Source organism: Acetobacter sacchari, from assembly GCF_017377715.1.
GTDB classification, from domain to species: domain Bacteria; phylum Pseudomonadota; class Alphaproteobacteria; order Acetobacterales; family Acetobacteraceae; genus Acetobacter; species Acetobacter sacchari.
Genome location: NZ_JAFVMF010000015.1, coordinates 106,011 through 114,574, shown reverse-complemented (window position 1 = coordinate 114,574; position 8,564 = coordinate 106,011). Strand labels below are relative to the sequence as shown.

The window sequence follows — 8,564 nt, the reverse complement described above, 5'->3', positions numbered from 1 at the left end:
AGCCCGGCGTGCGCGAGGCAGACAGCGTGACCGACGAGCAGATACAGGCGCTCACGGATCTGCGCGACGACATGCGCCTTGCGTCACGTATCGACCTTGGGAAAGCGAGAGGGTCTGACAGCAGCGTCAACCTGTTCACGAACAGCAAGCTTCTGGATATGGCGCAGGGCGCTGCGGCCAAGATCGCCGGATCGGCAGGCGTTGGTCTCGGGGGGCTTCTCACCGGCGGTATCGATGGCGGGATGCTGGCTGGCTATGGCGGAAAGCTACTGTCTGAGGCGGCGTCCAGGCGCGCAGCCGCAAGGGCTGCGACCACGCGCGACAAGACTCTTGGCTATCTCGATAATATGTTGGTCAATCCCTACGGGAGAGATTCCAGGTAGTCTTTCCGGCCCACTCTCCGAAGGCGACATCTTTCCTCGCTTCCAGCCGAGCAAGATGCGCCTTCCACACCTGCCAAAGCATCCATGGGCCGAACGAGATCGACACGACCTCAGCGTAATAATCGAGGAAGTGAGCAGAAACATAGCTGCTCTCCGCCAAGTATCGCATGAACGCGAACAGCATCACCCCAGCGAACAACCGGCCCGTGAGCCAGAAATACGCGAAGACGAGAGCGAAGAGATAAAACCATGCTGACATGCGAGGACGATAGAGCAGGCAGCCCGGCTGACACCATAGAAAAGCTGTGTGGGGAGCTATCCGGAGATCTTCGATCCGCAAATTACAGCTTCGGGATGCATCTTGCCGAGTTGAGTGTGTTGAATGGCGTTGATGAGGCGACGTTCATGGAGAACATGCGGAGGTCAGCAGTCGAGACGCCGCACTATTATATCTCAGGCGGTTTGACGATGGAGGACGCAATCCGATCCATCGTCAACGAAACCGCGATTGCTGTCGTCCGCAGGCGTGAGCTTTTGGGTCGCACGCCTGTTGGGACGGCTAGGGCATGAGTGGACTGACCTTGGAGCCAACAGCGTCTACGGTTCGAAGTCAGGCTCAGGAGCTAGGCCAGATTCAGTATCGTGGACGAGATCGCTCAGGTTTGGCTCTATCTCCGCAATCCGCTCTTCCGCGCGCGCCATCGCCATATCCCATGCCTGCTTCGGGATGTAGCGCTTCACGATCTGCAATAGCCCGTATTCTCGATCCATTCGCCGCTCATGCAGCCTTCGCACGCTCTGCAGCTTGGCTTCGTGATCACGCAATAGGCGATTAACACGGTCAGCAGTCCTCCACTCAGCACGACTGAGTCGTTGGCGCGCTGGACCGATGCGTTCGAGGCCACAACGCGCCCCGACATCCTGCCAGTAACTGTCTTGCCATAGCCGCATTGCCTCTTTGTAGGCGATGTCCCCGGCCTTGTTGCTGGCTCCAGCGTCCATCGCACGCCGCTTTGCCCGCGCGCCCGGGTGGAGGTCCGCCGCACGCATATTGGGGGTAGTGGGCAATACATACGCATGGAGGTGGGGGTAACTCTCGTCATCGTGACGGATGACACTTCTCAGGGCAGCGCCAAACTGCCTTTGTAGCCACCTGACCGTCCCGCGCTGCCACTCCAGCATCATGCCGCCGCCGGGGTATGACGCCACGACCGTGAGGAGCGTGGATTGGCTACCTCGTATCCTACGGGGACCGTTTTTCGTTTCCGTGCGCGCTGCGATAACCCGCGCATGATGTTCCACTTCCAGTTCATCGATCGAACAACCGAAAACTGGAACCGGCGGAAGTGGCTGCTTAACGTGCGGACTAGCGCCCGGTCTTCGCGCCGCCTCATCAAGAACCGAACTCACGCTGGAACCCGACGGCGCTCCACTGAGAGAGTAGGCACTAATGTGAATGAATTGAGTATTCATCGTCTGCGTCCTCTCGTTGTGCAGGAAAATTCCTGCACGCCGGAAGAACAACTCATTTCTTTGCAAGGGACTAAAGAAAGTTCGTGAACAAGAAATGAACACAATAACCTTTAGATACCGACTAAAGGATTGCCGAAAATCATGAGAATTATGTGGTCGTGAAATTCGACGCATCCGTTACCAGAATCGGCAAATTTCAGAGATTCGGTCCAGAATCGCCCCCGACAACTGTCCCCGGCCCTAAGGCCCGGATGTGCATGCGGGGAGCAAAGCGAATGCCGCGCGGGCGCAATATATTAAAGGTAAGCGGCTGCCTAGCCGTAGTCCGCCTGGCAACTCCACAGCGCAGTCGGCCGCATATGAGAACCACGCCTCATGGAGCCTATGCGTCCCCCAATGTTCCCATCTGTTTCTCGGGAGCGCCGTTTTTAAGAGGGGTAACAAGAGGGGGAGGAAAAACTCATGCAGAGTTAACTATATGATTTTATTTGGAATTTTTACATCATCTGGCGGAGAGAGTGGGATTCGAACCCACGGTACGCTATTAACGCACACACGCTTTCCAAGCGTGCGCCTTAAGCCGCTCGGCCATCTCTCCGGCGTCGGCAAGGCTAGATAGCAGCATCTCCACGAGACTCAAGAGGGAAAGCGCTTTCGGTCGCATTCTCGTCGCGTGCGGCCGCAATGAATCGCCGGATCGCATGAGGATCCTTGACGCCCGGAGAGCGCTCGACGCCGGAGGCGACGTCCACTGCGACCGCGCCGCTTTCAGCGATAGCCTGGGCGACAGTGTCCGGCCGCAGGCCGCCCGCCAGCATCCAGGGCGATGGCGCGGCCCAGTCGGCTGTAATCGCCCACGGAAACGCGACGCCATTGCCGCCGGGGCGCGTCGCGTCTTTCGGAGGGCGGGATTCGACGACAAGCCGCTCGAATCGTCCCTCGGCTGGCAGGTCGGCGGCGTCCGAAACCGGACAAGACAGCCAGGTCGGCAGGCCAAACCGCTCCCTCAGGACGAGCGCACGCTCGGGCGAGGCGTAAAGCTGCATGGCGGCGAGGGGGGCATGAGCAAGCGCGCGCTCTATTTCCTGCTCGGACGGTTCGACGAACAATCCGACGATGACGGGCTGAAACGCGGAGGCCTTCACGATGGCGGCCAGTCCGCGCGCGCGCTCGGGCGTCACGTAACGTGGGGATCGGCTGAAGAAGTTGAAACCGATCCAGTCGGCGCGACATTCTATGCAGGCGGCGACCCCGACCTCTTCGGTCAACCCGCAAATCTTGACGCCGACTGCGCCGCTCACGACGTCAGTTCTGCCGCTATGGCGGCGGCGGCGGCGGCCGGGTCGTCTGCGCCAGTGATGGGGCGGCCGACCACGATCCAGTCGGCGCCGGCCCTGCGGGCCTCTCCCGGCGTCATGACGCGCTTCTGATCGCCTGCCGCAGCGCCTGCGGGGCGGATGCCGGGCGTCACCAATACCGGAGACTCGCCGAATTCGCGACGCAGGGCTTCCAGTTCATGGGCTGAACAGACAAGGCCGTCCGCCCCGTTGCGTAGCGCGAGTTCGGCCAACCGCAGCACCTGCGCCCTTGCGCCGCCCGCAACCCCGGTTTCTGCAAGCGCCGCGTCGTCCAGACTGGTCAGGACCGTGACCGCAAGCAGCAGCGGCCGCGTCGCAGTGTCAAATGCGTCATTCCGCGCGGCGCTGGCGGCGGCGACCATAGCGCTTCCGCCGCTTGCGTGAATCGTCAGCATGGCCGGCTTCAGACTCGTCAGACTGCCGACAGCTGCGCCGACTGTATTGGGGATGTCATGCAGCTTGAGGTCGAGGAAGAGCGCCCGCCCCGCGGCAAGTCGCGCGACGGCGTCGAAGCCCGCCGCATAGGCGAATTCGAGTCCAAGTTTTATGACCGAGGCGTGGGGCGTCACCGCTTGCGCCCAGCGCTCCGCCTGCGTCGGGTCACGCGTGTCCAGGGCGACGATCAGCCCGGTCTGTCGATCGGTCATCTCCGTTTCGCTTTCAGAGCGGCTGCGGCGGCAGGCTGGTGTGGGACGCCTCGGAAATCGGCGGAACCATGACTGCGTCCCGACGAAGCTGCGCAAGTTCGGCGTCGCGCTGCGCCAGCGTGGCGTTCAGTTCACGGATTTGTGCTTCCGCTTTTCGCGCACGCCGCCGCTGGGCCAGCTCCACGACCCAGACGGAGAACGCGCCGAGCAAAAACGATATGGCGGCGACGATCAACGCCACGATTCCTACAGACGACGACCACCCGTATGTCAGGAGCCACATCTGGAGGGAGTCCTGATTGCTGGCGGCGAAGAGGATCAGCGCCAGCAGAAATGGTATTATGAGAATAAGGCGGATCATGGTCTGTTCCTAACGTCACGCTGCGCCCGGAGCAAGGAAAGCGCTGGTTGATGGCTCGGCCATCGGCTGCGTTCTGTCAATTGGACGGGGAAATCTTGCATCGGGTCGCCGTGCATGGTGTCGTGACGGAACGCCGTCAGAAGGCGTGTCCTCCCGGGTTGGAAAGGATCGCCCCGACCGATGACTACCATTCTGCCATTCGATTTGCCGGGCAGGAAACGGGGTGAAAATACGCGGGATGGAATGTGGGCCGTCGTCGCCCTGATCGGGCGCACGCGAAAAGTGGCGAATATCTATCCGACGCGCGAAGCCGCCCTGACGGATTGCGCCTGGCGGCGTGATCAGGTCCGCGCCTACGCTCATTTTCTCGAGCAATCTCCTGACCCGGCGCCGACCTATCATATCGCGCCGATTCACCGCGCCGAGTTGCCAAAGGGGTGGAAGCCGATGCCAGCTCTTGGCGTGTTGCATGGACGCTTCGCCTGAAAACGGTCTTCGCTGACCGCCGCACTCGCTCATACGCGCGATGTCTGCTACGGAACCCTTTGTAAGGTATACATCGAAACGGAGCGTGTTCTTCAAGATGGTCGATGCTAACACGATGGAGTCAGTCGCGGGCGGAGCCCAGCAGCAGACTGGTCCGTCCATTCTTATGGGTGTGCAGTATGTCCGCTCCGTCACATTCGACGTCCACAACGCGCCACTGATCCACACTCGACCGCCCCAGCGTCCGCACACGACGCTGCAACTGGACGTCGGCGCCAAACAGATCGGTGAGAACTCTCCCGACTTCGAAGTCGAGTTGGTGCTGCGCTGCGAAGGGGTGGGCGAGCCACCCGCGGAAGGGCAGCAACCTGTCGCGTTGTTCAACGCCAGGATCGTCTACGCCGGACTGTTTTCTCTGCGAAACTCCACAGCCGAGACCTTTGAGCCGTTGCTGCTGGTGGAAGCGCCGAGAATGTTGTTTCCCGCCGCCCGCAACTACCTTGCTGATCTCACTCGCGAAGCAGGATTCCTGCCCGTCATTTTACAGCAGATCGATTTCGTGGCGCTGTGGCGGACCCGTCGCGCCCAGTCGTAGCGCCTGCTGGCAACGTCAGGTGTGATCGTGTTGACTGCGGCGATGTTCACTCGGGGCGTCTATCTGACCCTGCAAGTCGACGCATCGCCGAGGCTTGCTTTCAGGCAAGGTGAGGTAAAGTGCCGCCGGAGTCCTTGAAGACGCCAGTCTGGTCCAGCTTTGACGCCGACTGGTACCGCGCTCGCTATGCTTCCGAGCTTGGAGAACTGGCCGCCGCCGACAACGGTGCGCTGGAGGCGCATTATCGGAACGAAGGCGCCGCGCGCGGACTATCGCCCAACAAGTATTTCGATGAGCTGTGGTATCGCGGCGCGTATCCTGACATTGAAGAGGCTATTCGCCAGAATGGCTTTGTCTCAGGCTTTGACCATTACTCGCAATACGGTCACGAAGACCGGTCGCCGAACGGGCTGTTTTCGGAGCCCTGGTATCTGTCCCGCTACCCGGATCTGACTCGTGCGACCCTTGATCGTTCGGGGGCGTTCAACGGCTACGATCATTACCTGCGAACGGGCGACCGGGAGTTTCGGTCCGGCAGCCTCTTCTTCGATCCACAGCTTTTTTACAACGACTCACTTCTCGCGCCGTCGCCGCTGCCCGACAACGAGTTGCATCCGGCGTCCTCCATTCCCGAAACAGGCGCTTTCGCCACATTGCTGGCTGCCCCTCAGGAAGCTGATGTTCGTCGCACGTCGTGGTATTTCGACGCTCCATGGTATCTTGAGACGTATCCCGCAGTCAGAAAGGCCTTGCGTGATGGTCTGTTTCAAAGCGCGCTGCAGCATTTCCTGACCAACCGCACGCCCGGCCAGTTCTCGGCGCTCCCGTGGTTTTCCGAAAGTTTCTATCTCGATCTCTACCCGGATATCGGCGAAGCCGTGGCGGCCGGAAATTTTCGATCGGGCTATGAGCACTTCGTTCGTTTCGGCTGTCTTGAGCGGCGGCGTCCGCATCCGGAAATCGATCTTGAGGCGTATTTTCACTCGGGGACGGTGCGTGAGGACATCGAGCGTGGTCTGGTTCGGGACGCGTTCGCCCACTGGATTTCGCGCCGCGAGACCCAGGTCCAGTCACTGCCGTCGCTCGCTCAAGGTGAGTATGAGCATCTCGCGGCGTGTCGCGCCGAGGCGCTGATTGCGCTTCTTGCGCGACGTCCGCTGGATTTTTCTTTCAGTGGAACGCCTCGGTTGAGCGTCGTCGTGCACGTGCGCAACAGGTTTCCCCAGACGCTCGCCGCTCTTTCCGCGTTACGTTGCACATTTCATGAGCCTACCGAACTGGTGATTGTCGACGCAGGCTCCCGGGACGACACGGCGCGTATAGAGCAATTCATTATCGGCGCTCGGGTCATCAGGCTGGAAAGTGGCGCCACCCATGCCGACGCCATGGCGTCGGCGTTGCCATATCTGACGGCGCAGGTGGTGCTCTGGTTAGGGCAGGGCGTCCAGGTGGGGCATGGGGCCGTTCAGGCGGCGCTGAGCCATTTCGATGCGGTCGGAGGATCTGGACGAAAACGGGTCGGTCTGGTCACCGGACGCATCGTTCGGCCGGATGGCCGATTGCTGGAGGCCGGGGCCATCCTTTGGCGTGACGCCTCTCTTGAGCGTTATCAGGAAGGCGCTCCGCCCGAAACGCCGGAGGCGTGTTTCTCGCGGGAAGTTTCCTGCGGTTCGACGCCCTGCCTGATGGTCGACCGGGCGTTGCTTGGCGCGCTGAATGGTTTCGACAGGGCGTATGACTCTCCGGCTGCAGCGATCGTCGATCTTGGGTTGCGGGCGGCAGCGCTTGACGCCGCCACTCTTTACGAACCTGAGATGTTCGCCTCGGTGGACATCGTCGCGTCGGAAGCTGTCACGTTGGAAGCATCAGATCGCGCCACCCTGCGCAGTCGCCATGCTGAGCGTTTTCTGACTTTACCGCCGCCCGCGCCGTCTCTTCGCGCCAGGGCGCGTTTGGGGGCATCGTCGCGCAAACGTATTCTATTTGTCGAAGACAAAGTGCCATGTCGCGGGCTTGGCTCTGGGTTCGTGCGTTCGAACGATATTGTGCGCGCGATGAGCCGCCTCGGTCATCAGGTGACTGTGGCGCCAATTTACTCGGCCACCGAACCGCTTTCCAAGATTCTCGCTGAATTTCCATCTGATGTTGAGGTTCTTAACGGCCTGGAGTTGAAAGACTTCGACAGGCTCCTGACCGAGCGAAGCGGCGTTTTCGATTGTGTTTGGGTCGGCCGCACCCACAATCTCGAACGCCTGGCGCCAATTCTTCTGGCGCACGCGGCTGGCTTGCCTATGAACGGAATTGTGCTTGATACGGAGGCGCTGGACGCGCCGAGGACCGCTCTTCGCGCGCAGCTGGCAGGCGAGCCCCAATCCTCGTCGGTGGCGGACGCTGTGTCGGCTGAGTTGACGCACGCATGGTTGTGTCAGGCTGTCGTCGCTACCAGCGCGCTGGACGCCAACGCGATCAGGCAAGCGGGATACGCCAATGTCATGGAGCTGGGGCACATGCGGCCAGTCCGCCCGACACCCACGAATTGGGCGGAACGGCGCGATTTATTGTTTGTCGGGGCGATGCATGAAACTGGGTCGCCGAATCACGATAGTCTCGTCTGGTTTATCCAGCATGTACTGCCGCTGGTGCGTGAAGCGTCAGGGGCTGACATACGCCTCACTGTTGCAGGATACCGGGGGGCAGGCGTCGATCTGAGCTCGCTCGGCGCGTTTCCCGGCGTCGAATTGTTGGGCGCGGTCGATGATGTCGCGCCGCTTTACGCTTCTCACAAGATATTCGTGGCGCCTACACGCTTTGCGGGAGGCGTGCCCTATAAGGTGCATGAGGCGGCTTCGTACGGCCTTCCTGTCGTCGCGTCCGATCTTCTCTGCCGTCAACTCGGCTGGCGCGACGGTCTGGAAATCGTTTCTGGTCCGGTCGATGACCCGTCCCGGTTCGCCTCGCGCGTTGCGTCCTTGTATGCCGACGAAGAGTTCTGGAGCGCGGTGCGCACGGGCGCCTTACGTGCGCTTGAAGACGAGAACAGCGAAAAATCATACACGGTGCGCCTTAATGCAATTCTGCAACGTGTTTTTGCAGCCAGCACGCTGCAGATATAGGTGAGGGACGCATTGGCGTTCTCTGGAAATTTTTCAGTATAATATTTGGGGGGCGAATTTTTTCTCTGAAATCCCGCGTTGAAACTTTGATTGCTTGGCTTGGGTGTTTTGTGAGCGTTTAGCAGAGCGCCAGATGTTTCGGTGGCCA

General features: G+C 60.6%; 10 protein-coding genes and 1 tRNA gene. 5 read left to right on the top strand and 6 right to left on the bottom strand.

Features of this window, described 5'->3' with window-relative positions:
* Window positions 1-383 (top strand): hypothetical protein (locus J2D73_RS14240; protein ID WP_207882328.1); only part of this gene is annotated, 383 nt, incomplete at its 5' end.
* Here J2D73_RS14240 and J2D73_RS14235 read toward each other — a convergent pair.
* Entirely contained in the window at window positions 355-642 is a 288-nt protein-coding gene (locus tag J2D73_RS14235) for a hypothetical protein (RefSeq protein ID WP_207882326.1), read from the bottom strand. The genes J2D73_RS14240 and J2D73_RS14235 overlap by 29 nt on opposite strands.
* On the opposite strand from J2D73_RS14235, the gene J2D73_RS14230 reads away from it, so the two are divergent.
* Window positions 633-953 (top strand): hypothetical protein, encoded by a 321-nt coding sequence (locus J2D73_RS14230; protein WP_207882324.1) that lies wholly within the window; start codon window positions 633-635, stop codon window positions 951-953. The two genes, J2D73_RS14235 and J2D73_RS14230, sit on opposite strands and share 10 nt — an antisense overlap.
* A gap of 27 nt (window positions 954-980) precedes the next feature.
* Here J2D73_RS14230 and J2D73_RS14225 read toward each other — a convergent pair whose 3' ends face one another.
* The 5 genes from J2D73_RS14225 to J2D73_RS14205 all read right to left on the bottom strand — a co-directional run bounded on the left by J2D73_RS14225 (window position 981) and on the right by J2D73_RS14205 (window position 4,222).
* Window positions 981-1,592: a hypothetical protein gene (locus J2D73_RS14225; protein ID WP_207882322.1), complete on the bottom strand. Its 612-nt coding sequence runs from the start codon at window positions 1,590-1,592 to the stop codon at window positions 981-983.
* Between the two features lie 771 nt (window positions 1,593-2,363).
* A tRNA-Ser gene (locus J2D73_RS14220) sits at window positions 2,364-2,454 on the bottom strand.
* 13 nt (window positions 2,455-2,467) lie between these two features.
* The gene (locus J2D73_RS14215) at window positions 2,468-3,157 is read right to left on the bottom strand and encodes a phosphoribosylanthranilate isomerase (protein ID WP_207882320.1); all 690 of its coding nucleotides are present in this window, start codon (window positions 3,155-3,157) and stop codon (window positions 2,468-2,470) included.
* Window positions 3,154-3,861 carry an orotidine-5'-phosphate decarboxylase gene (gene pyrF / locus J2D73_RS14210; protein WP_207882318.1) on the bottom strand — a complete coding sequence of 236 codons (708 nt, stop codon included), beginning with the start codon at window positions 3,859-3,861 and terminating at the stop codon, window positions 3,154-3,156. Before pyrF ends, J2D73_RS14215 begins: the two co-directional genes overlap by 4 nt.
* Before the next feature lie 13 nt (window positions 3,862-3,874).
* Entirely contained in the window at window positions 3,875-4,222 is a 348-nt protein-coding gene (locus J2D73_RS14205) for a lipopolysaccharide assembly protein LapA domain-containing protein (protein WP_207882316.1), read from the bottom strand.
* Window positions 4,223-4,402: 180 nt separating this feature from the next.
* Here J2D73_RS14205 and J2D73_RS14200 point away from each other — a divergent pair, with 180 nt between their 5' ends.
* From J2D73_RS14200 to J2D73_RS14190, 3 genes are all read left to right on the top strand, one after another.
* Complete coding sequence (locus J2D73_RS14200; RefSeq protein ID WP_086643952.1) at window positions 4,403-4,708, top strand: hypothetical protein; 306 nt, start codon at window positions 4,403-4,405, stop codon at window positions 4,706-4,708.
* A gap of 97 nt (window positions 4,709-4,805) precedes the next feature.
* A complete protein-coding gene (locus J2D73_RS14195) occupies window positions 4,806-5,303 on the top strand; it encodes a protein-export chaperone SecB (protein WP_207882314.1) in 498 nt (165 codons plus the stop codon).
* A gap of 119 nt (window positions 5,304-5,422) precedes the next feature.
* The gene (locus J2D73_RS14190) at window positions 5,423-8,416 is read left to right on the top strand and encodes a glycosyltransferase (protein ID WP_207882312.1); all 2,994 of its coding nucleotides are present in this window, start codon (window positions 5,423-5,425) and stop codon (window positions 8,414-8,416) included.
* Window positions 8,417-8,564: the final 148 nt, after the last annotated feature.